This window comes from Nesterenkonia sp. PF2B19 (assembly GCF_001758425.2).
Classification (GTDB): Bacteria; Actinomycetota; Actinomycetes; order Actinomycetales; family Micrococcaceae; genus Nesterenkonia; species Nesterenkonia aethiopica.
The window spans coordinates 1-26,445 of record NZ_MDSS02000010.1 but is presented as its reverse complement, the minus strand read 5'-3'; the positions used below and the strand labels follow the sequence as shown (position 1 = coordinate 26,445).

The following is a 26,445-nucleotide window of genomic DNA, read 5'->3' as shown; positions in this document are numbered from 1 at the left end:
CTCAGCCGAGCCCCGCTTCAGCCGAACCCTGCCTCAGCCGAATCGCAGCTCGTGCCGCCCCGCCCCGAGCACGGCCGGTTCGGCCTGCGGGAACGTGGAGGAGAGGTCGACGTCGGCCTCGACCCCCTCCGGGAGCTCCACCGTCAGCACCACCGCCTGCCCCTCGCGCCGCCAGGCCACGGTGACCAGCCCGTGGGGCGTCTGCTGGGTGGTCTCCGCCCAGGTGATCTCCTCGGCGAAGACCCCGACCGGCGGCTGCGGGGCCACCCGCACCCGCGCATAGCCCGGCGCCGCTGGAGCCAGACCGCCGACCACACGGTGCATCCAGGCGGCCACCGACCCCAGCGCGTAGTGGTTGAAGCTGGTCATCTCCCCGGGGTTGATCGACCGTCCGGCAGCATGGAGTCCCAGCGCTCCCAGATGGTGGTGGCCCCCATCGTCACCGGGTACAGCCAGGACGGGCAGCCGGTCTCCAGCAGCAGCCCGTAGGCCTCCTCCGTGTGCCCGGTGCTGCTCAGCGCCTCGGTGATGTACGGGGTCCCGGCGAAGCCGGTGGACACCCGGAACTCCGCCTGGCGCACCAGCTCAGCCAGGCGCTCGCCGGCGGCGGCACGCCGTGTCCCGTCCAGCAGGTCGAAGACGATCGCCAGGGTGTAGACGGTGGTGGAGTCCGAGCGGATCCGCCCCTCGGCGTCCACATAGTGCTCCAGGAATGCGGCCTGGACCAGGTCGGCCAGCGCGCGGAAGGTGGCGGCGTCGTCGTCACGGCCCAGGATCTGTGCAGTCTCGGCGACCATGCGGGCGGTGCGCACCACACAGGCAGTGGCCACCACCGCACGGTCGGCCTTGGCGTTCCAGGGCTCGTGGGGAGAGGCATCAGGGTCCAACCAATCGCCGAACTGGAAGTCCTGATCCCACAGTCCGGTCGGCGAGAGCCGGGACTCCACGCGGCGCAGGTGTGCGGTCATCGAGTCGTACTGGACGGCCAGGACCTCGGCGTTTCCAGAGGCCTCCCACAGCGCCCACGGCACCCACACGGCGGCGTCGGACCAGATCGCCGCCGTCTCCACGGGTTGGAACTCCTCCGGCATGTCCTGGTACTTCAGGGCATCCGGCACCACATAGGGCACGAACCCGTCAGCGGCCCGCTGCTCCGCGTCCACATCCCGCAGCCAGTCGGCTAGGAAGCCGTGCACGTCGTACAGGTGCGCCGCCGCCGGGGCGAACACGGCGATGTCACCGGTCCAGCCCAGCCGCTCGTCGCGCTGCGGGCAGTCGGTGGGCACGTCCAGGAAATTCCCGCGCAGCCCCCACACCACGTTCTCGTGCAGCCGGTTCACCAGGTCATGTGAGGTGCGGAAGGTCCCGGTGCGCGGCATCTCGGAATGCACGACGACGGCGGTCAGCGCGTCTGCGGTCAGCGTGCCGGGGTAGCCGGTCACCTCGGCGTAGCGGAATCCGTGGAACGTGAACGTGGGTTCGAAGGTGTCCTGTCCGCCGGAGAGGACGAAGCGGTCGGTGGCGTCGGCGTGCCGCAGCGGACGGGTGCCCAGCTCGTCATGCTCCAGCACCTCGGCGTGACGCACGGTGATCGTCTCGCCTGGGCTCCCGGACGCGGTCATCCGGATCCAGCCCACGAGGTTCTGCCCGAAGTCGACCAGGGTCTTCCCCGACGGGGAGGTCCAGATCCGCTGCGGGGCGATCTCCTGCTGGCGGCGTACCGGCGGTCCCAGCGGCTCCACCAGCTCGGCATCGACTTCGAGGGTGCGCACCGGCACCTGCTCGGCGTCCTGTTCCCGCCGGCGTGCGTCGATGGTCTGGCCGTCGTAGAGGTCGTCGGAGAGGATCTCTGATCCGGAGGCCGTCCAGGAGGCATCCGTGCGGATCGACTGCACGTGGCCGTCGTCGTACTCCACGTCCAGCTGCATGATCAGGCCCCGGTGCTCCCCGTAGAGCCGCCGTCGCTCCTGCCAGCCGAGCTGGCCCAGGTACCAGCCGTTGCCCACGGTGGCGGTGAGCACGTGCTCGTCGTCGGCGGAGTCGGCTCGCAGCTGGTGGGTGACGTCGTAGGTCTGGTATCGCAGCCTCCATTCGTAGCTGGACCAGCCGGGGGCCAGTACGTCGTCGCTGACCGGAACGTCGTCGAGCTGGGCCTCGTAGACGCCGAGGGCGGAGGCCCGCAGTGTGGCGCGGGCGACGCCTCCGTGTCCGGTGTCCAGCGTGAAGGCACGGCGGAATCGCGGGGCGGTGTCCACGGGCCGGGCCGGGGTGATGGCCTCGGCGGTGAGCGGGGGCAGGTCGGCGGTGTGGCTGCCAGGGTCGGTGGCGAGGTGCTGCGTCATGGGGTCCTTCTCTGGGTGTCGAGTGGTCATGAGGTCGGGGAGTCAGCCGGCTGCGGGTGCGTCGTCGGGTCCTTCTCGGCCTGGAGGACCTTCGGGCGGCGCGCCACCCAGAGGAGTCCGATGAGCCCGGCCACCAGGATGACCCCGGCCAGGAACAGGAACATCAGCTCGGCGCTGCGGTCCAGGATCGCCGGGGTGACGAGCCCGACGCCGGCGGCGACGGCACGCGCGAACGCGATGGACACCCCCTGGGCGGTGCTGCGGTGTGCGGTGGGTATCAGCTCCTGGGACCAGACCTTGAACATGGGTTCGCCGGAGACGATGCCGGAGATCCCGTAGACGACGCCGAACAGCACGAGCGCCAGGATGGAGATTCCCACCACGGCGGGGACCAGGCAGGCGATGACCGCCGCGACGGTGCCGAGCAAGAAGGCGAGCATCCGGTATCGGGTGTCCACGATGCGCATCAGGAACAGAGAAGCGGCGATGCTGCAGCCCAGCCCCACCAGGCTCATCGCCGAGGCCGTGGAGACGTCGGCCCCGGCCACATTGACGTACATGTAGGTGGAGAACTGCCCGTTGGTGTTGGCCGCGATGTTGGTGATTGCGTAGAAGAGCGCGACGCCGGCCAGGGCGGGGAACCACCGCCGGGAGAACAGGTCCTTGAGGCTGGCCCGATCCACGGCGCCGGTGTCCACGTCGACCTGGCGTCGCGCCCAGAGGGGAGATTCGGGCAGGCGCATGCGCAGCACCAGCACCACGAGCGCGACCACGAGCAGATGGCCGTACATGATGCGTGCTCCGGTGGCTCCCATGCCGCCGACGATGATGCCGAAGACGTTGACCACCGGGATCGCGATCATCCACAGCACGTGGGAGAACGCCACCATCTTGCCCTCGTCGTTCTCCGGCGCAGCCTCGGCGATCATCGCCAACGACGGCGGAAGGTCGGCGCCGGAGGCGAAGCCGAGCAGAAGGATGCCCAGGTACAGCGCGCCGACGCCGGGTGCGGCCACCAGGATGAGCGCGCCCACGGCGTAGAGGACCATGGTGACGGTGAAGACGCGGCGGCGTCCGAAGCGGTCTGAGAGATTGCCGCCGATCAGGGCGCCGAGGCCGATCATGACCATCAGCAGTGCGGAGAGCTGGCCGAACTGGCCGGAGGTGATGCCGAGCTCGTCCTGGTAGAGCACCAGTGCGGTGCCGGTGGTGACGATCGCTCCGGCGTCGAGGTAGGACGCCATGCCGGCGATGCCGGCGGTCCACCACGCGCGACGACGTTCCGGCGTCATGGGGTTCAGTGACATGGGTTGCTCCTGCGGGAGTGTGGGTGACAGCCTGTGCTGCCCGGTGAGGTGCGTCACGTGGGCGTGGTCACACAGCGTAGAGGGATGTAGAACGTTTTACAAGCAGGAGATGAAACGATTCATAGGATGTGTCGGGGAGTATTTCGGTCCGCCCAGGTCAGCGCGGGGGAGCGCTGGTTCCGCGGATCACCAGGTCGGGTGAGATGACTCGATGGGCAGGTTCGGTGCGGCCGTCCAGCCGCTGCAGCAGCAGCTCCGCGGCGATCCTTCCGGTGGCGGGCCCATCCTGGTCCACCGTGCTCAGTGAGACCCTGCCGATGCCGGAGACGAAGGCGTTGTCGAAGCCCACTACGGAGAGGTGCTCCGGCACCTCGAGGCCGCGCTCCTCAGCGGCGCGCAGGGCGCCCAGCGCACTGCCGTCGGCTCCGGCGAAGATTGCTGACGGCGGGGTCGCCGCGTCCAGCGCCTGGGCGGCGGCGCGGTGGCCGCCGGGCTCCGAATAGTCCGTCTCGATCACCTGCGGGGGGAGTCCATGGCGCTCCATGGCCGCCAGGTATCCGTCCAGTCGCGGAGTCTGGGACAGCACCGACGGGCGCTCCAGCTCCCCGATCGGCGCCGTGATGTGCATGATCCGCCGGTGGCCGAGGGCGACGAGATGATCGACCACCAGGACCGCACCGAGGCGGTCGTCGGTGACCACCGAATCATAGGTCTGTGAGGGTCCATGGCGGGCGACCGTCACCAGGGGCACGCGGCGTCCGAGCTCCTCGAGCCACGAGGCTTCCATGTTCGGGGTGATGAGGACCAGGCCGTCCATCTGACGGTCCAGCAGGGCCTCTACCGCGCGCTTCTGCCGGGCGGGGTCCGTCCCTCCGGTGATGAGGACCTCTTGGAACGGGGTGGACTCCAGATGGGTGCTGATGCCGTCGATGATCTCCCACTGGAACTGCGCGGCCACGTCCAGCAGCATCACCCCCACCGTGTAGGAGCGTCCCCGCATCGCCCGGGCGCCGGTGTGGGGCCGGTACCCGAGGGCATCGACGGCGGCCTGGACCTTCGTCCGCATCTGGTCACTCACGCCGTAGGCGTCACGGAGGACCTTGGAGACTGCCGCGGTGGAGACCCCGGCCTCGGCGGCGACGTCGGCGATGGTGACGCGCCGCCGTCGTGACGTCCCTCCGGTGCGCTCCTCGCGTGACCTCCCCATGGTCATGGGAGGCTACACGACCTGCTCAGGGTGCACTCCCCGCTGGGCAGATCGAGGCCGGACAGAATCAGGCCGGCGAGATCCAGGCCAGCGCGGAGGGCGGGCCCGGCTCGGAGATGCGCCGCGGTCCGGGGTGCCGCAGGCCAGGCCTGGATGTGCCGCAGGCCAGGCCTGGACGACCGGCCGGACCGGGCGCCTGTCCTCATGAGTTCCAGGATGACGGCTCACTGTGGGAATCAGGTGAGAGAGGGAGGCGGCCGGGGCTCTTGCGGCGTCGTTCCTCTCGGCTACAGTGGAGACCCCAGATGATTCAAATCTGAATGACCCCCGTGGCTGAGTGTCGGAGGTGCCAGGATGAGCAATGTGGAGCGCGCCCCGCAGGAGCGGGTCTGTGTCAACGGCCCCCAGGTCAACGGCCCCCAGGTCAACGGCCCCCAGGTGGGCGGCCCCCAGGTGGGCGGCACCGGGGGACTGCGCGACGGCGTCGCCGTGGCTGACTCCGGCGTCGAGATCCTTGAGCCGCGGGAGGTGCCGCTCGGAGGGCCGCGGGCCATGACTGTCCGCCGAACCCTGCCACAGCGTGCGCGCTCCCTGGTGGGGGCCTGGTGCTTCCTGGACTTCTACGGTCCTGACGACGTCTCCGCGTCCACGCCGATGCGGGTGCCCCGCCATCCGCACACCGGACTGGCCACCGTCTCCTGGCTGTTCTCCGGCCGCATCGACCACCTGGACTCCGCCGGACATTGGGCCACCGTCCGTCCCGGTGAGCTGGCCCTGATGAACGCAGGGAGCGGCATCAGCCACTCCGAGTACTCCACCGAGGACACCACTGTGCTGCATGGCGCGCAGCTGTGGTTCGCGTTCCCGCAGGACCACCGGTTCTCGGAGCCCTCACTGGCGGCGTACCGTCCTGAGACCGTCACCGGCCGGGGTTGGGAGGCGAAGGTCTTCCTCGGCGAGCTGCTCGGCAGCCGTTCGCCGGTGCCCACGCCTCTGCCGCTGACCGGCGCCGAGCTGCGCCTGGAACCCGGTGCGAGCCTGGAGCTCACGATCCCCGCAGATCACGAACACGGCCTGCTCCCGGTGTCCGGCCGGGTGCGCGTCGACGGCGCGGACGTTCCCGCCGACCATCTGGCCGTGGCCGACGTCGGACGCACCGCTCTGCGGATCGACGCCGGTGAGGAGCCCGTGGCGGCATTGCTGCTGGGCGGCCTGCCCTTGGGAGAGCGGATCGTGATGTGGTGGAACTTCGTGGGTCGCAGCCACGAGGACATCGCCGCCTACCGGGCCGCCTACCAGTCGGAGATGGGCTTCGAGCCTCCTCCTGCGGGTTCCCCGCTGCACCGGCACCTGCCGGAGGGTGAGCCGCTCGGAGCGCCGCTGTCCGGGGAGCTGCGGGACGCGCTCGCCGGGGAGACCTACGACGACGGCCGCCCCTTCCCGCAGTTCGGCGACTTCCCGCGGCACACCGAGCCGCCCCTGCCTGCCCCGGCTCTGCCGACCACTCGGATGAAGCCGCGGGGATGAGCCGACCCTCCGGCGTTGACCCCGGAGCGTTGGTCGGAATCCACGCACTGACGCGAGGTTAGCGATACGATCTCCGGGGTCAACGTGGGGCGGACGCCAGCGCCCGCGAGATCAGGACAGAATCTGTCCTCATCGCTCCATAGCGTGGGTGCATGATCACCACAGCGCCCCGGCCGGATGCCCCCGCGTCCGAGAGTCTGGAACCTCCGCCCCATCGGCAGGCTCGGGCCGCACGCCGCGAAGCCCGACGCCGTCGTCGGGTTCTCTCCCGCGAGGTCCGACTCCTCCGTGCTCGCGAGCTGGCCCTGCAGCGGCTTGAGGTCGAGCGTGCGGGTCATCGGTGGAGGATCGGAGGCTCCGGGGACTTCCGCTGGATCTGAGCTGGAGCTGAGGCGGCATGGACCGGGGCTGATCCGGATCCCCGCCAGGGGTAGGCCTTCCCGTCACCTCCTCCCGCCCGCAGGGACTGTCGTGCCAGACTGGCATCGTCGTCGACGGGAAGGGAGCACAGATGGTGCGGATCGGATACATCGTGGGCAGCTTCGCGGAGGACTCCGTGAACCGGAAGCTCGCCGAGGTCTTGGTGGACCAGGCCCCGGAGCGGGCAGAGCTCACCGAGATCGACATCCGCCCCCTGCCGCTCTATGACCGGCACCTCGACGACGACTTCCCGGCCGAGATGACCGTATTCAAGGAGCAGGCCTCCGCCTGCGATGGGCTGCTGCTGGTCAGTCCGGAGCACAACCAGAGCTTCCCCGCTCCGGTGAAGAACGCGATCGACATCCTCACCCGACCCCCGCGGCAGGGCGTGCTGCGCGGTAAGCCGATGGGCATCGCCGGTGCCTCGCCCAGCAGGTTCGGGACCATCAACTCGCAGACTCAGCTGCGCAGCTTCCTGCCGCTGCTCGGGGTCAAGCTCATGGGCACCCCGCTGATGGCCGTGCAGGTCACCGAGGACACCTTCGGCGACGCCGGCCCAGACGAGCAGCTCGCCACGCGCGCCGCCAAGTACATGGAGGCGCTCACCACCTGGGTGGAGCAGCACTCCTGAGCTCTCCCGGGAAGTCCGCGCCACGATGACTCCGCGGTTTAGGCCCTTCTGAGGGCTCCCAGCGCCGGATAAGGGCCCAAACCGCGGAGGCAACTCGGTCCGCGGAGGGAGCTCAGCGGCTGTGCGCCAGCAGCCCGCAGGCTTGGGCCGCGGTCTGCGTGATCAGCTCGGGCGCGCGCTCCAGCAGCTCCTGAAGCTCCGCGGCCCCGGGCGCGATGGAGAATGCCCCGGTCAGCCCCGCCTCCCGACATTCGGCGGCGGTCAGCTTCACGGTGCCGGCGATGACGACGACGGCGGCACCCGCCGGCGCGTTGCGGCGCACCGCCTCCACGACCTTCCCACCCAGTGACTGGGAGTCCAGGGAGCCTTCGCCGGTCAGCACGATGTCGGCTTCGGCCAGTGACTCGGCCAGACCCACGGCCTCGCCCACCATCTGCGAACCCGGCACCACCTCGGCCCCGAGCAGGCTCACCAGCCCCACAGGGATGCCGCCGGCCGCCCCGAAGCCCGCGGCCTGCCGGTAATCCTCGGCCTCAGCGCCCGTGTGGGCGGCGAGCACGCCGGCCAGGTGGGAGAGCCCGGCGTCGAGCGCGGCGACGTCGTCCTCATCCGCGCCCTTCTGCGGACCGAAGACCGCGGCGGCCCCGCGCTCACCGGTCAACGGATTGTCCACGTCCACGGCGATCCGCCACCGCACGTCGGAGGCGCGGGGATGCAGCCCGGAGACGTCCACGGCAGCGATCTCGGCCAGCCCCTGCCCGCCGGGCGCCACCGGGGCGCCTGCGTCGTCCAGGAACTCCACGCCCAGGGCGCGCAGCAGCCCGGTGCCGCCGTCGTGCTGGCCGAGCCACCGATGCACAGCAGGATCTCCTCCACGCGGGTGCCGCCGGGGGCGGAGTCCAGCAGGTGCCGCGCGATCAGCCCGACCCCGTAGGTGTCAGCCCGGCGCGGCTGCAGCGGCACATCGCTGACCTGCGGGAGGCCATTGCCCTGGGCCGCCTCCAGCACTGCGGTCCGACCGTCTGCCGAGCGGCCCACCAGGGCCGTGGCGGGACGCCCGATGGCGTCGAGGACCTCCAGCTGTTCAGCCTCCTGCCCCCAGACCGCCAGCAGCGCATCCAGGGTGCCTTCGCCACCGTCGGCGAAGGGAAGCTCGGTGATCCGCGCCTGCGGGAACACCTCCCGAGCGCCGGCGGGCCAGCGCGGCGGCAGCCTCGGCGGCGGTGGCGGAGCCCTTGAACGAGTCAGGGACGCAGGCGATGCGCGGGCCGGTGTCGCGGGGCGAGGCAGCGCTGGAGTGCGGGTCGGGGGTGATGTGGCTCATGCGCACGACTCTACGACGCCTCGACCACGGCCCGGCGCATCAGATGATCGGCCAGCACCTGCTCATCCGGGGTGAAGCCCAGGCCAGGCTCCTCGCTCAGGGTGATCGTCGGACCGGCGCCGTGCAGGCGATGCAGCCGCTGCGGCCACTGCAGGAACGGCACCTCCAGCTGGACGTCCTGGCCCAGGGCGGCGATCAGCTCCGCCGAGGCGTTCAGTGCCGGACCGTAGTAGAAGCAGTGTGGGACGACGGCGACACCGGTCTCCCGCCCGGCGGCGAACACCTCCTGCATCGCGGAGATCCCGCCGATCTTGCCCACACTCGGCTGGGCGTAGGACACTGCACCGGCGCGAATCTGCTCGACCATGCCGTGGACCCCGGAGGCGTTCTCCCCGGCAGAGATCCGGCCGTGGGCGGCATTGAGCCTGGTCAGGGCGCCGGTGTCGTCGGGCGGGAACACCGGCTCCTCCAGCCAGAGCAGATCGGCCTCGGCGAAGTCCTCGAGCGCCTGGGCGGCGCCGGCCTCGTCCCACCGGCAGTTCACATCCGTCATCAGGGCAGCCTCCGGGCCGGCCTGGGTCCGGGCGGCGATGACGGCTGGGGCCGTCGACTCGTGCAGCTTGAACGAGCGGTATCCCGCCTGCTGGGCGCGCCCGATGTGGTGCGCGACCTCCACCGGGTCCTCCCCGTAGTGGACCAGGGAGGCGTAGCAGTCGATGGTGTCCCGGGCCTGGGGGTCCAGCAGGCGGCGCAGCGGGACCCCGGTGCGCTGCGCGGTGAGGTCCCACAGCGCGGTGTCCACTGCAGAGAGCGCATAGTGGACCGGCCCGGTCCGCCCGAACGCATGGAACGCGTATTCCGCTTCGTGGTGGACGGCCTGCGGATCGGCGGCGCGTCCCAGGTGGAACGGTCCGACGATCTCCTCCAGGGCTGCCCACGTGGCCGGGTTGCTCCGATGTCCGAACGCCTCGCCCCAGCCCACGTGGCCGTCGGAGTCGGTGACCTTCACCATCAGTGCCTCCATGCGGGTGAAGGTCTGGGAGGAGGCGTTGTACTCGTCGACGGACTCCTCGCCCGTGACGCGGCGCGCCGCGGAGAACGGCAGGGCGGTGAGCAGCATCTCGAGGCGGGCGACGGTGGGCTGGCTGAGGCTCATGGCTCTCCTGGGCGGATTCGGCGGGGGATCGGCGGGGGATCGGCGGGGCGAGCGGGCACCGGCCTCGCAGCGGCCAGCGGCGGCGGAGCCGCGCGACGACGGCGTCTTTGAGCCTAGTGCCGCAGGGTGATGCCGTCCACGGTGGGTGCTGCATGGATTGATGCCGGAAAGGCATTATAAAAATCGATTCAATCCCTCCTGCCCGGTATTGCGCGGATGTGCGCGTGTTCACCTGGGCCGCGCTGCCCGCCGGGACCCGATCCGCGCGGGTCAGGGCCAGAGTACGGACTCCGGTGTGCTTGACCTCACAATGTGGCCTCACTTACCGTTGACGGAACGTACCTGGAAAGCGATTTCCCAAAGTTTCGAGGAGGCAGCCATGCTGTCCCAGTCGCAGAGCAGCGACCCCGCCGCGGAGCACCGCCGCACGGCGGGGCGGGAGGTGACGCCATGAGTGTCGTCGCCGAACTCCAGCAGCTCAAGAAGGCCCCTCAGGGGCAGCGCAAACGGAGGCACAAGGACAACAAGGCAGGGCATCTGTTCCTGCTGCCGTGGACCATCGGTCTGTTCGGCATCACCCTCTTCCCGATGGCCGCCTCGCTGTACCTGGCGTTCACGAACTACAACCTGCTCCAGCCGCCCGAGTGGATCGGCATGGACAACATCACCCGGATGATGGGCGATGACCGCCTGCACAACGCCATCCAGGTGACCTTCACCTACGTGTTCGTCGGAGTGCCCATCCAGTTGGCGGTGTCGCTGGCCATCGCGATGCTGCTGGACCGCGGCATGCGCGGGCTGGCGTTCTACCGCTCGGTGTTCTACCTGCCCTCCATGCTCGGCTCCTCGGTGGCCATCGCCGTGCTGTGGCGCCAGATCTTCGGCCACTCGGGTCTGATCAACCAGCTGCTGGGCATGGTCGGCATCGAAGGTCAGGGTTGGGTGTCCAGCCCGGACACCGCGTTGGGCACGCTGATCATCCTCCACGTGTGGACCTTCGGCGCCCCGATGGTGATCTTCCTGGCCGGCCTGCGGCAGATCCCGGACATGTACTACGAGGCCGCCTCGATCGACGGTGCGGGCAGGATCAAACAGTTCTTCACCATCACGATCCCGCTGCTGACCCCGATCATCTTCTTCAACCTCGTGCTGCAGCTGATCGGTGCCTTCCAGAACTTCACCCAGGCGTTCATCGTCTCGGGCGGATCCGGAGGCCCGGCTGACTCCACGCTGTTCTACACGCTCTACCTCTACCAGCAGGGCTTCGGCCGGTTCGACATGGGCTACGCCTCGGCGATGGCCTGGCTGCTGGTGCTGATCATCGCGGCGATCACCGCCATCAACTTCTGGCTCTCCAAGTATTGGGTGCACTACGATGACTGATTCTCCTCAGACCACCACCAGCGGCACGTCCACGATGAGCCGTACCGACGCCACCAAGTCTGACGCCACCGCCGCCCTGGCCGGGGCGAGCTCCATCGCCTCGGAGGACCGAGCCCCGATGAAGTCCGTCTCTCCGGCCCAGCGCGCGGTCAAGGCCACCGTCAAGCACATCGTCATGATCGCCGCCTCGCTGGCGATGATCTACCCGCTGCTGTGGATGCTGGTCTCCTCCCTGCGCCCCAACGAAGCGATCTTCCGCGAGCCGGGCATCCTGCTCACCACGCTGGAGTTCAACAACTACGTGCAGGGCTGGAATGCGCTGAGCCACCCGTTCAGCCACTTCCTGTGGAACTCGGCGATCGTCGTGTTCGCCTCCATCCTGGCCAACCTCATCGCCTGCTCGATGGCGGCCTACGCCTTCGCCCGGTTGGACTTCAAGTTCAAGATCCCGATGTTCGCGGCGATGCTGCTGACCATCATGCTGCCGGTGCACGTGGTGATCATCCCGCAGTACATCCTCTTCTCGAACCTCGGCTGGGTGAACACGTTCCTGCCGCTGATCGTGCCGAAGATCCTCGCCACGGACTCCTTCTTCATCTTCCTGATGGTGCAGTTCATCCGCGGCATCCCGAAGGACCTGGACGAGGCGGCCCGGATCGACGGCGCCGGCCACATCCGGATCTTCTTCCAGGTGATCCTGCCGCTGATGGTCCCGGCCCTGGCGACCACCACCATCTTCACCTTCATGTGGACGTGGAACGACTTCTTCAGCCAGCTGATCTTCCTGACTTCACCGGACATGTACACCGTGCCGCTGGCGCTGCGGGCCTTCATCGACTCCACCGGCGAGTCGAACTGGGGCGGCATGTTCGCCATGTCGATCATCTCGATCCTGCCGCTGTTCCTGATCTTCCTGTTCGGTCAGCGGTTCCTCATCAAGGGCATGGCCACCACCGGCATCAAGTGATCCGCCCGACCGTGCGACGGTCGTCCGCCGCTGCCTGCGGCGGGCGGCCGTCGTCGGCGTCTGCGGGGTGGATGCCCACGCGGCACATGTGCCATCCACGGAAGGCATGGGCGGATCGCTTCTCATTCCCCGCCGACACGGCAAGACTGCTGGGGAGGACCTCCCCGGACGCACACCACCTGTACACCGCATGAAGGAGCTGGCTCACCCGTGAGCACTGAGAACGCCCGCACCCGCTACGTGATCATCGGCATGGGCAGCCGGTGCAGGATGTACACCGACGCGATCGCCGGCCCCCACGCCGACGTCGCCGAGCTCGTCGCCCTGGCCGACACCAACCCCGGCCGCGTCGAGTACCACCGCAGCCGCATCCGCGAGGAGCACGGCGCCGACGTCGCCACCTTCGACCCTGCCGCGCTGACCTCCGTCATCCAGGAGCAGCGCATCGACCGGGTCATCATCACCAGCCCGGACTTCACCCACGCCGACTACATCGTGGAGTCCCTGCAGGCCGGGGCCGACGTCGTCGTGGAGAAGCCGCTGACGGTGGACGCCGAGTCAAGCGCCCGGATCGCGCGCACCGTGGAGGCCACCGGGCGCGAGGTCATCGTGACCTTCAACTACCGGTACTCCCCGCGCAACACCGCGCTGAAGGCCGCGATCCTCGAAGGCCGGATCGGGCAGGTGACCTCCATCGACTTCACCTGGGTGCTGGACACCGTCCACGGTGCGGACTACTTCCGTCGCTGGCACCGGGTCAAGGAGAACTCCGGCGGACTGCTGATCCACAAGGCCAGCCACCACTTCGACCTGGTCAACTGGTGGCTCGCCGACGTCCCGGAGCGCATCTATGCCTCCGGCGGGCTGAAGTTCTACGGGGCGAAGAACGCCGCCGCCCGCGGCATCGCCCCCGCCGAGCGCGGCACCCGCGAGGGCTCGTCAGCCGACCCCTTCGCCCTGGACCTGCGCACCGACGAGACCCTGCAGAAGCTCTACCTGGACAACGAACACCACGACGGCTACATCCGTGACCAGGACGTCTTCGGCGAGGGCATCACCATCGAGGACAACCTCGCGCTGATCGTGGACTACACCCGCGGCGCGGTGCTGAACTACTCGCTCAACGCCCACGCCCCCTGGGAGGGGTACCGGGTGGCGGTCAACGGCACCGAGGGCCGGCTGGAGCTCGACGTCGTGGAGCGGGCCGCTGTGCTGCCCGCCTCCGGCGGCTCCCCGGTGGATCCCTCGGTGGCCGACGACGGCCGGTCCGGGGCGGTGCGCTCCAAGGGTGAGCGCCTGGTGCTGCAGCGCCACTGGGGCGAGGCCGAGGAGCTCGAGATCGTCCAGGGCGAAGGGGCCCACGGCGGCGGCGACCGGCTGCTGCTGGCCGACATCTTCAACGGTCCCGGCGAGGACCCGTACGCCCGCCCCGCCGGTCTGGTGGACGGCATCCAGGCCATCGCCGTCGGCGTCTGCGGCAACCGCTCCCTGCAGACGCGCGGCCCCGTGACGGTGGCCGAGGTGGAGCTGGGGCTGGCCTCCGGGGATGCCTCGGGGACCGCCTCCGGGGCCGATGCCACGGACTCGCGCGCCGACGCCGCCGTCGCGCACTGAGCAGGGACTGAACAGGGGACCGAGGAGGACAGCCATGGCAGAACGCATCATCGTCACGGGCGGTTCCGGACGGCTGGGCCGCAGCGTGGTGGCCGGGTTCGCCGAGACCGCGCATGAGGTCATCAGCGTGGACCGGGATCTGCCCCCAGAGCCCGTGGCCGGGGTCGAGCACCGCAGCATCGACCTGCTCGACGCCGAGGCCACCCAGGCCCTGTTCGCGGAGCTCGCCCCGACGGCGGTGGTCTCCCTGGCCGCGATCGCGGTGCCATTCAGCGCCCCGGAGGACGTGATCCTGAAGACCAACGCCGGCATCGCCCACAACGTGACCGCCGCCGCAGTGGCGGCCGGTGCCACGAAGGTGGTCATCGCCTCCAGCCCCTCGATCATGGGCTACGGGTCGCCGGCCGGCTGGGTGCCGCCGCGGCTGCCCCTGGACGAGGAGGTGCCGCCTCAGCCGTGGCACGCCTACGGGCTGAGCAAGCACGTGGCCGAGCAGGTGGCCGCGATGTTCGCCCAGCAGACCGATGAGGTCACGTTCGTCTCCTTCCGGCCGTGCTACGTCATCGCTCCGGAGGAGTGGGCGGGCGCGCCCACCCAGCAGGGGCACACGCTCACCGAACGCCTGGACGACCCGGCGCTGTCCGCCGTCGCGCTGTTCAACTACGTGGATGCCCGGGACGTCACCGACTTCCTGCTGACGCTGCTGGCCAAGATCGACCAGGTGGAGAACGGCTCGGTGTTCTTCGTCGGAGCCAAGGACGCGCTGGCCCGCCGGCCCCTGGCTGAGCTCATCCCGGAGCATTTCCCGGACCTGGCGCATCTGGCCGGGGACCTCACCGGGGACGCCCCGGCGTTCTCCCTCGAGAAGGCCCGCCGTGTGCTCGGCTGGGAGCCGACGCGCTCCTGGCGCACCGAGCTGGTCAGTGAGCAGGGCAGTGAGCAGGGCAGTGAGCAGGGCAGCGCTCCCGTGACGTGAGGGCGTCCGTCCTCGTCCAGTTCGTCTGCCCCCTGGCGTGCGTCCGTCCCCGTGGTGTTCCCCTATGTCCTGAGACATCACACCGTGGTGTTCCCCTGGGACGAACGAAGCCGAGGGGGACGGACCGGCGGGCAGTCGCGCGACGGAATTCATCAGGCGTTGAAAAATGAGAGATCGAGTCCTGCCCTGAAATTCATCGCATGATGAAATACAGGGAGGGATCGTCATGGGGCGCATCCTGGAGAAGCTCCTGGCGGCGGTGGTGCGCCGGCCGAAGTCCGCGCTCACCGTCCTGCTGCTGGTGACTTTCGGCTTCGTCGCCGCCGCGTCGCTCAATGACGTCGAGGTCGACATCACCCAGCTCGGGCGCGAGGACTCTGCCACGGTGCAGACCATGGCCCGCGTGCAGCAGGAGTTCGACGACCCCTCCGCCGTCGTGCAGGTCATCGTGGACGCCGGCCCCGGCGGGGACATTCTGACCTCAGAGGGGCTGGCCGCGGTCAGTGAGGTGCAGCGGCACGTGGCCGATGCACTGGGGGAGGATCTGCGGGAGCCCGCCGACGGAGGGCCGAGCCTGCTCTCGCTGCCGGTGCTTCTCGGGCTCGATGAGCGGACTCCGACGGAGGACGACGCCCAGGACGCGAGGGAGCGACTCCGCGCCGTCGCAGCTCAGCCGCAGGCCGCCGCCCTGATCTCGGGGGACTATGACGCCGACGCCGGCAGCACGCGGGCCACGGTCATCGTCGCGTTCCTCCGGGAGGGCCTCAGCGAGCAGGATCGCACGCAGGCCGCGCTGCGGGTCCAGGAAGCCGTGGCCGAGACTCCAGATCAGCAGATCATCGTCTACAGCCAGGGGCTGTTCGTGGAGGGCATGCTCGACGCTGTCCGCGGCGAGGCGCCCGTGCTGTTCCTGGTGGCACTTTTGGCGGTCCTGGTCCTGCTGGCGGTGACGTTCCGGTCGGCTCTGGTCGTCGGAGTCGGTCTGATCGGTCTGGCGATGACGGTGGTCTGGACCTTCGGGCTGGCCGGCCTTCTCGGACCTCAGGGGCTGGGCTGGATCGGGCCGCTCTCTCAGTTGGCGATCATCGTCCCCATCCTGCTGGTCGGGCTCGGCATCGACTTCGCGGTGCACCTCATGGCCCGCTTCCGTGAGCTCTCCGCGCAGGGGGCTGCACCCTCCCCGGCCGCCTCCGGGGCGGTCCGCGCGGTCGGCCCTGCCCTGGCCATCGCCGCGGTCACCACCGGCGTGGGATTCGGCGCGACGGCGACCGCGCCACTTCCCCTGCTGGCCACCTTCGGAGTCCAGGTGGCCCTGGGGATCCTCTGCGCCTTCCTGGTGATGATCATCCTGGTCCCCGCGACCCAGGCTCTCTGGGGACGGCGCCTCGCCGCGGCGTCTGCCAGGCGCCGCCGGCGGGACTCGGGCGCCCAGCCCACAGGGCGCGAGAGCGCGCGGCCGTCCTCGGGCGTCCTGAACCGCGCGGCGGTCCGCACCGCTGATCGGAGGCCGCTGGCCGGTCTCGTCGTGGCATTGATGCTCATCGGCCTGGCCGTCCTGGCCTCCTTCCGCCTGGACACCCAGTTCGACAGGAGTGACTTCCTCCCTGAGGGGTCCGACATCGAGGCGACCCTGGCGCACCAGGAGGAGCTCTTCGGGTCCCAGATCACCGAGGCGACCTTCGTCCTCATCGACCCGCCGGACACCCGTGCCGATCTCGGGTCGGCGCTCGACAGGGCCAGCCAGCAGGTGGCCGAGGTCGAGGGTGTGCGGGTCTCGGGCGGAGAGGCGCAGATCATGGCGCGTCAGGCCGCCGAGTCGGACACTCTGCTCTGGCAGATCCGGACCACCGCCGGCGACGGCGGAGCGGAGCAGCTGGCCGAGGACCTGGCTGCCGCGCTGGACCCCGTCACGCAGCAGGGGGCAGAGGTGTCGATCTCCAGCGAGCCGATGGTGGTCGCCGAGATGAACCGGGATCTCGCCGAGTTTCAGGTGAGGTCCATCCTGCTGACGCTGAGCATCGTGACCGTGCTGCTCATGGCCACCTACCGGCTGTGGCGTCGTCGAGCCGTGCTCGGGGTGATCGCCATGATCCCTGCGGTGACGAGCGCAGCAGGGGTGATCGCCATGATGTGGGTGCTGGGCATCGACCTCAACGTGCTCAGCGCGACGCTGACGGCCATGGCGATCGGGATCGGCGTCCCCTACGGCGTCCACGTGGTGAACCGCTTCCTCCAGGAGCTGCCCATGAGCGCTCCCGAGGGAGCGGTCTCCTCCACCGTGGGGACCACCGGGGCAGCGCTGACCGGATCCGCCGTCACCACCTTGGGGGCGCTCCTGGTCCTCTCCTGGTCTGCCCTGGTGCCGATCCAGACCCTTGGTAGGCTCGGTGCCGTCGCGATCGTCGTCGCGCTGGTCGCCGGCGTCTTCGTCACTCCGGGGGCGCTCGTGCTGTGGGCCCGCCGAGCGGGCGGAGGGGAGTCCTGATGGACGCTGACGCCGACCCTGACCCTCAGCCCGGTGAGTCGGCCCGCTACGGCAAGGGGCGCCGTGCCGGCCGGCCCGACACGAAGGGTCAGATCCTCGCGGCCGCCCGTGAGAGCTTCGCCGAGGCCGGCTACGAGAAGGCGTCCCTGCGCGGCATCGCTGCCCGCGCCGGAGTGGACCCCGCCCTGGTGCATCACTATTTCGGCACCAAGGAGAAGCTGTTCGCCGCCGCGGTGGACGTGCCCTTCGATCCGCAGGGCGTCGCCGCCGCGGTGCAGGAAGCTCCGCTGGAGCTGCGCGGCCGTCGGCTGGTCCACGTCTTCCTCGGCGTCTGGGATGATCCGGTGCGCCGCGCACCGCTGCTGGCCCTGCTGCGCGCCGCCATGTCCCAGGACTCCGCCTCTGCCCTGCTGCGCGGCTTCGGACGGCGCGTCATGGTGGCCCGGATCGCCCAGGGCATGACCGGGGAAGATCGTGAGCTGCGGGCTGAGGCCGCCGTGGCTCAGCTCTTCGGACTGGTGATCGCCCGCCACGTGCTGCGCATCGAGCCGATGGCCTCCGCATCCGTCCAGGAGCTGGAGGACCTCGTCGGCCCGGTGATCCAGCAGTACTTCGACTGAGGACGACGGCGACCCCGGCAGGTGCCGGGGCCGCCGTGTCGTGCCGTGCGGCGGTCAGCGCGCTGTGTCGCTCACCGGGGCGTGGATCACCGGCGCGTGGCTCACCGGGGCGTGGATCACCGGCGCGTGGCCCACCGGGGCGTGGATCACCGCCACGGGCGCCACGTGTCGTCACCGGTCAGATACGCCTCCCGGGTGTGCTCGGCGGCCTCTTCCTCGGTGAGCTGCGGCCGACCCTCCCAGGTCTCGCCGTCGGGCACAGCGCCCGGACCGGTGTTGCCGTACTCGGCCAGCAGGCTGTCCTCCCATGAGTGGCCGCCCATGTCCGCCCAGGCGGGCGTGGCGATATGGGCCCCCAGCTCGGAATCGCGCACGATCATCGACGGCTCCACGTCCGGGTTGCTGCTGGGGTGCCACGGCCGCCCCAGGTGCACGGTGCCCTCGGCCGCGTCCGAGGTGAAGGTGCTGTCCAGGATCAGGAAGCCCGGAGCGCCGGTGTGGGTGGCCGGTGCGCCCACATAGCCGTTGGTGTGCTCCTCACCGCGGTCCAGCGAGTGGATGTGGGAGTTCTCGACGACGGCGGTGGCCCCGCCGAAGAGGAAGTCCACATCGCCCTCCAGGTACGAGTCCCGCATGTAGACCCGTGCGCCCTCGTCCCGTGACGGCGTGTCCGCGAGGAACGTGTCCTGATTCCCCAGCAGGCGCACATCGTCGAGGACCACCCGATCAGCGGCCGTGCGCAGCGCCACTGCCTGGCTGGGGCCGTGCTCCTCCTCGTCATAGGCGTTCTCGATCGTCAGGCTCTGCAGGGTGACGTCCTCGGCGAGCACAGCCACCGTGGGGGAGCCGGTGAGGCCGAAGGTCCCGCCGTAGAACTTCTCCTGTCCGGCGGCCAGGTCGTAGGAGATCACGACGTCCTCCGGATCACCGGTGGCGCCGCGGACGGTGATGCCCTCCATGCCGGGCCAGAGACGGACGACCTCCTCATAGACGCCCGGCTCGATGACGATGTCCACGGGACGATCAGCCCGCCAGGCGGCACCGACGGCCGCGGTCACGGATTCGTAGTCCCTGCTGCCGTCCAGGGCCACGGTCACGGTCCGGCCGACCTTCTCCGGGGCGCCGAGCGGACCGGCGTCGGCGGTCACCAGACGGCGGACGTCGTCCACCGGGTCGGCGGTGTAGTCGTAATGCTCGGAGGGTTCGAAGGTCGGCCCAGTGTCATCCCGGCGTCCCCGCACGTCGGTGAAGCTGTTCCCCCGCAGCTCCACCTGGGACTCCGGGTCCTTGGCGACCACAGGGTCCTCGCCATGGGCGTAGACGCTGTTCTCGATGACCAGCTGCGCGGCCCCGCGGGACATGGTGCCGTACTGGCCGAAGCCCTCCACGAGGTTGTTGTAGAGGTGGCCGGCGGCGACGTTGTCGATGCTCGCATTGCGCTGGTACGAGTTGGAGAACCAGTTGTGATGCATGGTCAGCGTGGTCTCGACATTGTCCGTCCAGCCCACCCCGATGGCCTTGTTGTGGTCCCGGAAGATGTTCCAGGACAGCGTCATCGCGGTGGAGTCCTTGCGCAGGTCGGCCTCGCCGTCTCCGATCCGGGTGAAGTCGATGTGGTCGAGCCAGACATGCGAGGAGGTGTCGACACGGACGCCGTCGTGGTCGTTCTCCTTGCCGTCCCAGTCGCCGGGGACGTAGGAGTCGCGGATGCGCAGATTGCGGATGATCACGTTCTGCACCTCATCCAGGAAGAATCCGCCGCCGACGAGCGCGGCGCGGGAGTTCAGCCCCACGATCGTCTTGTCGCCGGCCACCCGGATCATCTCTCCGAGCTCCTCGACCTCGACGGCTCCCTTGATGAAGATGGTCACCGGCTCCTCCTGGCCGGCCCAGTGGGCGAGCTCCTCGGCGTCCTCGACGGTGACGGTCGGGCCGCCGGTGCCTCCGGTGGTCCCCTGGGGGAGGTCGTCGGTGGGGGTGGCGGCGAATCCGGTCGGCGTGGGGGACCACACGGGGCCCGCCTCGGTGGTGGTGTCGGGGGCCTTGATGCGGTCCAGCACCTCCTCGCCGGCGGCGACCGGGTCGGTGGGGTCGGTCCACTCCGGGGTCAGGGTCGCTCCGGCGTGCTCGTCGACGGCGTCGGCGGCGCGTGCGGCGGTCTGGACCACCCCGTGGGGGCCGGACTCACCGTCGATCTCGTCGCTCAGGGGAGCGTCCGGATGCTTCTGGAGGTAGGCGTCCAGCACGTTGACGGGCTCGCCGTCGACGAGGGTGCCCTCCTCGACGATTCCGTCGCCTCCCCAGGCGTGGATGATGTCAGCCGCGGTGACGCCGTCGCCCAGTTCGAAGGCGTTGTTCCGGGCCGTGATGCTCGACTCCACGCCGACGCCCCAGGAGTACAGATACGGGGCGGACTCGGCGACTCGGTAGAGGTTGTTGTAGACGTGGACCTGTCCGTAGCGGACGCGCGGGGCGCGCTGCACGAGGTCGGTGAACTCGTTGTGGTGCATGGTCACGCGCAGCGTGCCGCGGTCGGAGGTGCGGTCATCGCCGTTGCCGAACAGCAGCGCCTTGTCATGGCCGTCGAACCGGCTCCAGGAGACCGTCACCAGGTCGGAGGCGCGGACGATGTCCAGCATGCCGTCGTGGCGGTGCACCTGCTGGCCGAACACCTCGGGCTGGGCCGCGTGGTCGGTCTCGCCGCCGTCGAGCGTCATGTGGTCCAGCCAGACGTGCGTGGCTCCGGAGAGCGTCACGTTGTCCCACTCGACGTCCCACTCGTTCCCCTTCCACTGGGGGAAACAGTCATAGGGGTCAGAGATCCGCAGGTTCCGCACGATGACGTTGTCCACCTCGGCGAGCTCCACCTGGAACCCGGTGAGTGTGGCGCCCTCAGCGCCGATCAGCGTGGTGTTGGAGCCAGGCTTCAGCCGGATCTGCTCGCCCTGGGCTCGGTGGGAGGCACGGCGGGCCTCCTCGAGAGGTCCCTCGGCGGCGCCGTCCCACTGCTCCGGGTCGAAGGCCTCCAGATAGTCCTCCCAGGAGTAGCCGTCGCGCTGATAGTCCTCGCAGGTCATCAGGGAGCCGTCATCGGCCTCATCGGCGTGGATGTCCTCGGTGACGCGCACGATCTTCGGTTCATCCCCGGCGACGGCGTCGACGAGTTCGGCGCGGCTGGTGACTTCGACGATCTCCTCGGCCTCCGTCCCGCCGGTGGTGCCGCCGTCGGCGGACGCCCAGCCGTCGCCCGGAGAAAGGGTCTCCCGGGCGAGCTGGTCCTCCGCGGACAGGGTGGTGGAGGCGGTGGAGGTGGTGGAGGTGGTGGTCGCCGGAGGCGTCACCGACAGCGGCGCCGGTGCCGACGGCGTCGCCTGTGCTGGCGTGAGGCCGGAGCCTGCCAGCAGGGAAGCGGCCAGCAGCGTCGAGACGGCGGACCGTCGGGCGCGCCGTCGGAGGTGTCTGCTGGTGGGTGGACGAGTCTGCGGGTCGGGGACGGTGAGGGGCATCGCTGGCCTTTCGCGTCGAGGGATCCATGCCGGGTCCGACCGGACGGGCAGGGACGCCATCCGGTGAGAAACCGGTTTCTCGACGGTAGATCGCCGGCCTGAGGAGGTCCAGGACCGATGGGGCATCATGTGATGCACATCACGTCATGACGCAGATGCTGTCCACCGTGTTCCCCGCTGACGACGACGGCGGCCCCGGCAGATGCCGGAGCCGCCGTCGTGGCCGCTGACGCTGGGTCTGACGCTGGGCGTCAGTCCGCGTAGGTGTTGGCGATGTAGACGTCGCAGGTGGCGTTGTGGGAGACCGAGTTGGCCACGCTGCCGAGCACGCGACGCACCCCGCGCATGCGCTGGTTGCCGACGACGATGACGTCGGCGTCGATCTTCTCCGCATAGCTGATCAGGGCGTCGGCCGGCTTGCCGTGCACGGAGCGGGGCAGGATCTCCACGCCCGGGGCCTTGAGCGACTCGGAGACCTTCTCGGCGATGTAGCGGGCGTTGTCAGCGTCTGAGACGACCCACTGGTCCGACCCGCTGTTGACGACCTCGGTGCGGTCGTCGGCGTAGGCCGAGACGACGTGCAGCGGGGCGTTCAGCCTGGTGGCGAGTTCACGGGCCTTCTCCGCGGCCTTGCGGGCCGTGGGGCTTCCGTCGACGCGACGATGATCGGACCTGGCATGGTGTGCTCCTTTGTGGACTGCGCGATGTGACGTGTTCAGCCTAATCGAGGATGCGTGGTTCCGGGAGTGGGGTGGCGCGCCGCACAGCTCCGCGCCCGTGCGTCTCATGCCCGCCGCGCATGAGGTGACACGAGAGCGGCATCATCGGATCGCCGTTCAGCTGTTGAAGTGGCATGGGTCACAGAGTACTGTGGCGCCATCCCTTCACGAGAAACCGGTTTCTCGCCGGAGTGACGCGGGACCGTCACGAGCGACAAGGAGAGTTCCATGGACATGGCACGACGCACTCTGGCCCGGTCGGCGCTGAGTCGCCGCACGCTGCTCGGCCTCGGGCTCGGCGGGGCCGCCGCGATCTCCCTGGCGGGCTGCGACCGCTTCGGGGGCGGCAGCGCCTCCGCCGGCGGGAGCTCCGAGTCGTTGAATGTGATCTGGTGGGGAGACGCCACCCGCGCGGAGCAGACCGAGGCCATGCTGGACGTCTACCGGGAACGTCACCCGGAGCTGAGCATCACCACCGACTACGCCGACTCGGGGCCCTATCAGGACCGCATGGCGACCCGCTTCGCCGCCGGAGACATCCCGGACCTGATGAACCAGCGGCGCGACGGACTCCGCGAGTACGCCGATCGGGGCGCCCTGCTGAACCTCAGCGAACACACCGACGTGCTGGACCTGAGCGGCGTCCCGGACACCTATCCGCTAGGACGAGTAGGGGATGACCTCTACGGCATCCCCGCCGGGCTGAACGCCGTGGGGTTCATCATCGACACGGACCGGGCCCAGCACTACGGCGCCGAGGTGCCGGACCATCTCACCTGGTCCTGGGAGGACCTCTGGGACTTCAGCCGGGAGATCACCGACGCCGCGGCCGCCGCCGGCGACGAGGTCTACGGGGTGGACCTCTCCTTCGCCACCGTGCAGAACCTGGTGGTCTGGGTGCGCCAGACCGGCGAGGAGCTCTACACCGAGGACGGCTTGTTCGGCGCCAGCGAGGAGACCCTGGCCGCCTGGTTCGAGATGTCGGTGGAGCAGCGTGAACGCGGCGGCCTGCCCCCGGCCGGATTCATCGACATCACCGGGAACTCGGCCGCCGAGTCCGCCATCGCCTCCGGCCTCGTGGCCGGCCAGGTCATCCCCACCAACAATCTCGAGGTCTTCGGCGACGTCGTCGAGGGTCCGCTGCAGCTCTGTCGCTTCCCCGGAGAGGTGCAGGGCGCCCGCCGCGGGATGTCCATCGACACCGCCATGTACTGGTCCATCGGGGCGGAGGCTCCCAACGTCGAGGGCGCCCTGGACCTGCTGAACTTCATGATCAACGACGCCGAGGGCAACGCCGCCGTCGGGGTCACCCGAGGTCTGCCCTCCAGCGAAGCGGTGGCCCAGGAGATCTCCGACAGCCTCAGCGAAGCCGACCAGGAGTCCATGCAGTACATCCTCGACCTCGCCGAGGAGGACCTGCCGGAGTCCCGGCCCGACCCCGCCGGCGGCTCCGCCGTGCAGGACAAGCTCACCGAGGTCGACGAGGAGGTCCAGTTCGGGCGCATGACTCCGGAGCAGGCCGCCCAGCGGCTGCGGGAGACCGCCGACGGCGCCATGGGACTGGCCTGAGGGCCGCCGGGCGGAGCGAGAGGAGCCATGAGATGGCGATGACCACCACCCAGGCGCCGGAGGCCCGGCCCGAGGGGCCCTCGGGCTCCCCGGGGCCTGCCGCGACACCGTCGACGGCGCCGCGCCGCCGTCGGCGGAGAGGAGGGCGAGGCCAGGTCCAGTGGGCGGGATACCTCTTCCTGGCGCCCTGGTTCCTGGGGATGCTGTTCACGATCGTCCCGTTCGGGGCCTCGCTGTACCTGGGATTCACCGACTACGACCTGCTCACCCCTCCGGAGTGGGTCGGCTTCGCCAACTTCATCGAACTGTTCCGGGACCCGCGGTGGGGCAGTCACTGATCGTCACCTTCACCTACACGTTCGTCTCCGTGCCGCTCTCGCTGATCGCCGCACTGGGGGTCGCGCTCGCGCTGAACAAGGGCATCCGGGGGCTGCCGCTGTACCGGGCCGTCTACTACCTGCCGTCCCTGCTGGGCGGCAGCGTGGCGATCGTGATGCTCTGGCGGCAGATCTTCGGCACCCGCGGCATCGTCAACACCTTCCTGGGCTGGTTCGGCATCGAAGGCCCCGCCTGGGTGTCCGACCCCAGCACCGCGCTGAGCGTGCTGATCATCCTCAACGTGTGGACCTTCGGCGCACCCATGGTCATCTTCCTCGCTTCGCTGCGGCAGGTGCCGACCATGTACTACGAGGCCGCCTCCGTGGACGGCGCCTCCCGGTGGAGGCAGTTCCGCTCCATCACGCTGCCGCTGATCAGCCCGATCATCTTCTTCAACCTGGTGCTCTCCACGATCGGCACGCTGCAGACCTTCACCCAGGGCTACGTGCTCTCCAACGGTTCAGGCGGGCCCGCGGGCTCCACCCTCTTCTACAACCTGAACCTCTACATCGAGGGGTTCAGCCGGTTCAACATGGGCTACGCCTCGGCGATGGCCTGGCTGCTGCTGGTGATCATCGCGGCGTTCACCGCGCTGAACTTCATCGCGCAGAAGTACTGGGTCTACTACGAGAACTGAGAGAAGGCAGACCGACCATGGCGATTCCCACCAGCCCTGTGGCGCCCGCCCCCGCGCCCACCATGAGGCCGCGGCGCGGCACCGGAGGACGACGACGTCGGCACCGGGACTCCGGCGAGGCGGAGATCAGCGGCGTCGACGCCCAGGACACCGCACGCAGCCGGTTCCTGCGCCACGTGATCCTCTGCGGTGTGGCGCTGGTGATGATGTACCCGCTGCTGTGGATGCTCTCCAGCTCCGTGAAGCCGGACGCCAACATCTTCACCGAGCAGGGTCTGTGGCCCTCCGAGTGGCGGTTCGAGAACTACACGGAGGGGTGGAACTCCCTGCAGCACCCGTTCGGCCACTATCTGGTGAACTCCGCGATCGTGGTGAGCCTGAGCATCGTGGGCACCGTGGTCAGCTCGGCGCTCGCGGCCTACGCGTTCGCCCGTCTGGAGTTCCCCGGCCGCAAGCTGTTCTTCGGCCTGGCCCTGGTGACCCTGATGCTGCCGGGGCATGTGCTGCTGATCCCGCAGTACATCATCTTCTCCGAGCTCGGTTGGCTGAACACCTACCTGCCGCTGGTCGTGCCGAACTTCCTGGCCTCCAACGCGTTCTTCATCTTCCTGATGGTCCAGTTCATGCGGGCCCTGCCCCGGGAGCTCGACGACGCCGCCCGGATCGACGGCTGCGGTCCCTTCCGGATCTTCTTCCAGATCATCGCCCCGCTGTGCATCCCGGCCTTCGCGACGACGGCGATCTTCACCTTCATCAGCACCTGGAACGAGTTCTTCTCTCCGCTGATCTACATCACCAACCCCGACCTGTACACGGTGCCGTTGGCGCTGCGACAGTTCATGGATGCTGAAGGTCAGTCGTCATGGGGCCCCATGTTCGCCATGTCAGTGGTGTCCTTGCTTCCCATCGTGGCCTTCTTCATCATGGGTCAGAGGTACCTGGTCAAGGGCATCGCCACCACCGGCCTGAAGTGAGCAGCACCCCCTGAGCGAGAGGAACCGGATGGCCACGCCGTCAGCCCGTCCCGACGAGGCGCCAGGCGCGTTCACCAGCGTCTCCGCCGGTGAGGACTGGGAGCACGGCCTGCCGGTGGGCACCGGCAGGGTGGGCGCCCTCATCCACGGGGACCCCCGGGAGCACCGCGTGGACCTCACCCATGAGTGGTTCTTCCTACCCGCGAACCCCCACATGCCGGCGCCCGACCTGCAGGCCCGGCTTCCCGCCATGCGCCAGGCGCTGCTCGAGGGCGACGCCGATTCCGCGGGAGATCTGCTCGCCGAGGCGGCCGAGGAGCACAGCCCCGGCGGCGCCCTGATCTGGACGGATCCCTTCGTGCCCGCCGCCCGACTGGTGATCACCGATCCGGAGGCGGACCCGGTGCCGGGCAGCCGGCGGCGTGATGTGGACCTGCGCACCGGCGTCGTCGAGATCAGCTGGCAGGACGCCCGGCGGGGGCGCCAGACCCTCCGAGCGGAGCCGCGCCATGGAGACGAGACCATTCACCTCTCGCTCAGCTCCGAGGCCCCGGCCGAGTTCGTCCTGCGCCTGAGCTCCGGGGCTGACGATGCCGGGGCTGATGATGCTGGCACGGTCGACCCGGCCTCCCGCGTGCGGGCCACGGCGGCTCTCGACGGCGAGCACGCCGGCCGCGCGCGCGCGCGACGACGACGCGCAGAG

General features: G+C 69.6%; 19 protein-coding genes and 2 pseudogenes. 13 read left to right on the top strand and 8 right to left on the bottom strand.

What is annotated here, in order from left to right:
- Positions 1-33: 33 nt before the first annotated feature.
- The 4 genes from BCY76_RS20260 to BCY76_RS04735 form a co-directional block, all read right to left on the bottom strand.
- A complete protein-coding gene (locus tag BCY76_RS20260) occupies positions 34-369 on the bottom strand; it encodes an alpha-L-rhamnosidase C-terminal domain-containing protein (protein WP_336581951.1) in 336 nt (111 codons plus the stop codon).
- On the bottom strand, positions 366-2,342 hold the full coding sequence (locus BCY76_RS04745) for a family 78 glycoside hydrolase catalytic domain (protein ID WP_336581950.1): 1,977 nt from the start codon (positions 2,340-2,342) through the stop codon (positions 366-368). Before BCY76_RS04745 ends, BCY76_RS20260 begins: the two co-directional genes overlap by 4 nt.
- A 26-nt stretch (positions 2,343-2,368) precedes the next feature.
- On the bottom strand, positions 2,369-3,649 hold the full coding sequence (locus BCY76_RS04740) for an MFS transporter (protein ID WP_070161287.1): 1,281 nt from the start codon (positions 3,647-3,649) through the stop codon (positions 2,369-2,371).
- 157 nt (positions 3,650-3,806) lie between these two features.
- Positions 3,807-4,856 (bottom strand): LacI family DNA-binding transcriptional regulator, encoded by a 1,050-nt coding sequence (locus BCY76_RS04735; protein WP_201791076.1) that lies wholly within the window; start codon positions 4,854-4,856, stop codon positions 3,807-3,809.
- A gap of 354 nt (positions 4,857-5,210) precedes the next feature.
- On the opposite strand from BCY76_RS04735, the gene BCY76_RS04730 reads away from it, so the two are divergent.
- From BCY76_RS04730 to BCY76_RS04725, 3 genes are all read left to right on the top strand, one after another.
- Entirely contained in the window at positions 5,211-6,383 is a 1,173-nt protein-coding gene (locus tag BCY76_RS04730) for a pirin family protein (protein WP_070161285.1), read from the top strand.
- A 152-nt stretch (positions 6,384-6,535) separates the two neighbouring features.
- The gene (locus tag BCY76_RS17420; RefSeq protein ID WP_139827617.1) at positions 6,536-6,763 is read left to right on the top strand and encodes a hypothetical protein; all 228 of its coding nucleotides are present in this window, start codon (positions 6,536-6,538) and stop codon (positions 6,761-6,763) included.
- Between the two features lie 131 nt (positions 6,764-6,894).
- Complete coding sequence (locus BCY76_RS04725; RefSeq protein ID WP_083277643.1) at positions 6,895-7,434, top strand: NADPH-dependent FMN reductase; 540 nt, start codon at positions 6,895-6,897, stop codon at positions 7,432-7,434.
- Between the two features lie 112 nt (positions 7,435-7,546).
- On the opposite strand, the pseudogene BCY76_RS04720 reads toward BCY76_RS04725, so the two are convergent.
- Together BCY76_RS04720 and BCY76_RS04715 are read right to left on the bottom strand one after the other, a co-directional pair.
- Positions 7,547-8,613 (bottom strand): annotated as a pseudogene (locus BCY76_RS04720) (glycerate kinase).
- A 155-nt stretch (positions 8,614-8,768) separates the two neighbouring features.
- Positions 8,769-9,914, bottom strand: coding sequence for a mandelate racemase/muconate lactonizing enzyme family protein (locus BCY76_RS04715; protein ID WP_139827616.1), 1,146 nt, complete (start codon positions 9,912-9,914; stop codon positions 8,769-8,771).
- A 450-nt stretch (positions 9,915-10,364) separates the two neighbouring features.
- On the opposite strand from BCY76_RS04715, the gene BCY76_RS04710 reads away from it, so the two are divergent.
- The 6 genes from BCY76_RS04710 (at position 10,365) to BCY76_RS04685 (ending at position 17,959) form a co-directional block, all read left to right on the top strand.
- Positions 10,365-11,297, top strand: a complete 933-nt coding sequence (locus BCY76_RS04710) for a carbohydrate ABC transporter permease (protein ID WP_070162302.1) — start codon at positions 10,365-10,367, stop codon at positions 11,295-11,297.
- 34 nt (positions 11,298-11,331) lie between these two features.
- A complete protein-coding gene (locus tag BCY76_RS04705; protein ID WP_083277774.1) occupies positions 11,332-12,264 on the top strand; it encodes a carbohydrate ABC transporter permease in 933 nt (310 codons plus the stop codon).
- 210 nt (positions 12,265-12,474) lie between these two features.
- Positions 12,475-13,878 (top strand): Gfo/Idh/MocA family protein, encoded by a 1,404-nt coding sequence (locus BCY76_RS04700; RefSeq protein ID WP_083277773.1) that lies wholly within the window; start codon positions 12,475-12,477, stop codon positions 13,876-13,878.
- 34 nt (positions 13,879-13,912) lie between these two features.
- Entirely contained in the window at positions 13,913-14,854 is a 942-nt protein-coding gene (locus BCY76_RS04695) for an NAD-dependent epimerase/dehydratase family protein (protein ID WP_070162300.1), read from the top strand.
- A 226-nt stretch (positions 14,855-15,080) separates the two neighbouring features.
- On the top strand, positions 15,081-17,339 hold the full coding sequence (locus tag BCY76_RS04690) for an efflux RND transporter permease subunit (protein WP_085437248.1): 2,259 nt from the start codon (positions 15,081-15,083) through the stop codon (positions 17,337-17,339).
- Positions 17,339-17,959, top strand: coding sequence for a TetR/AcrR family transcriptional regulator (locus tag BCY76_RS04685; protein ID WP_070162294.1), 621 nt, complete (start codon positions 17,339-17,341; stop codon positions 17,957-17,959). The genes BCY76_RS04690 and BCY76_RS04685 overlap by 1 nt, the downstream gene beginning before the upstream one ends.
- A gap of 146 nt (positions 17,960-18,105) precedes the next feature.
- On the opposite strand, the gene BCY76_RS17415 is transcribed toward BCY76_RS04685, so the two are convergent.
- Together BCY76_RS17415 and BCY76_RS04670 are read right to left on the bottom strand one after the other, a co-directional pair.
- Entirely contained in the window at positions 18,106-21,465 is a 3,360-nt protein-coding gene (locus tag BCY76_RS17415) for a pectinesterase family protein (RefSeq protein WP_139827615.1), read from the bottom strand.
- Between the two features lie 251 nt (positions 21,466-21,716).
- A complete protein-coding gene (locus tag BCY76_RS04670; RefSeq protein ID WP_336581944.1) occupies positions 21,717-22,253 on the bottom strand; it encodes a universal stress protein in 537 nt (178 codons plus the stop codon).
- 159 nt (positions 22,254-22,412) lie between these two features.
- Here BCY76_RS04670 and BCY76_RS04665 point away from each other — a divergent pair, with 159 nt between their 5' ends.
- The 4 genes and pseudogenes from BCY76_RS04665 to BCY76_RS04650 all read left to right on the top strand — a co-directional run.
- Positions 22,413-23,753, top strand: a complete 1,341-nt coding sequence (locus tag BCY76_RS04665) for an ABC transporter substrate-binding protein (protein ID WP_085437246.1) — start codon at positions 22,413-22,415, stop codon at positions 23,751-23,753.
- A gap of 38 nt (positions 23,754-23,791) precedes the next feature.
- A pseudogene (locus tag BCY76_RS04660) lies at positions 23,792-24,768 on the top strand (carbohydrate ABC transporter permease).
- Between the two features lie 17 nt (positions 24,769-24,785).
- The gene (locus BCY76_RS04655; RefSeq protein WP_083277770.1) at positions 24,786-25,742 is read left to right on the top strand and encodes a carbohydrate ABC transporter permease; all 957 of its coding nucleotides are present in this window, start codon (positions 24,786-24,788) and stop codon (positions 25,740-25,742) included.
- Positions 25,743-25,770: 28 nt separating this feature from the next.
- The coding region (locus tag BCY76_RS04650; RefSeq protein ID WP_170922590.1) for a glycoside hydrolase N-terminal domain-containing protein at positions 25,771-26,445 on the top strand (675 nt) is incomplete at its 3' end.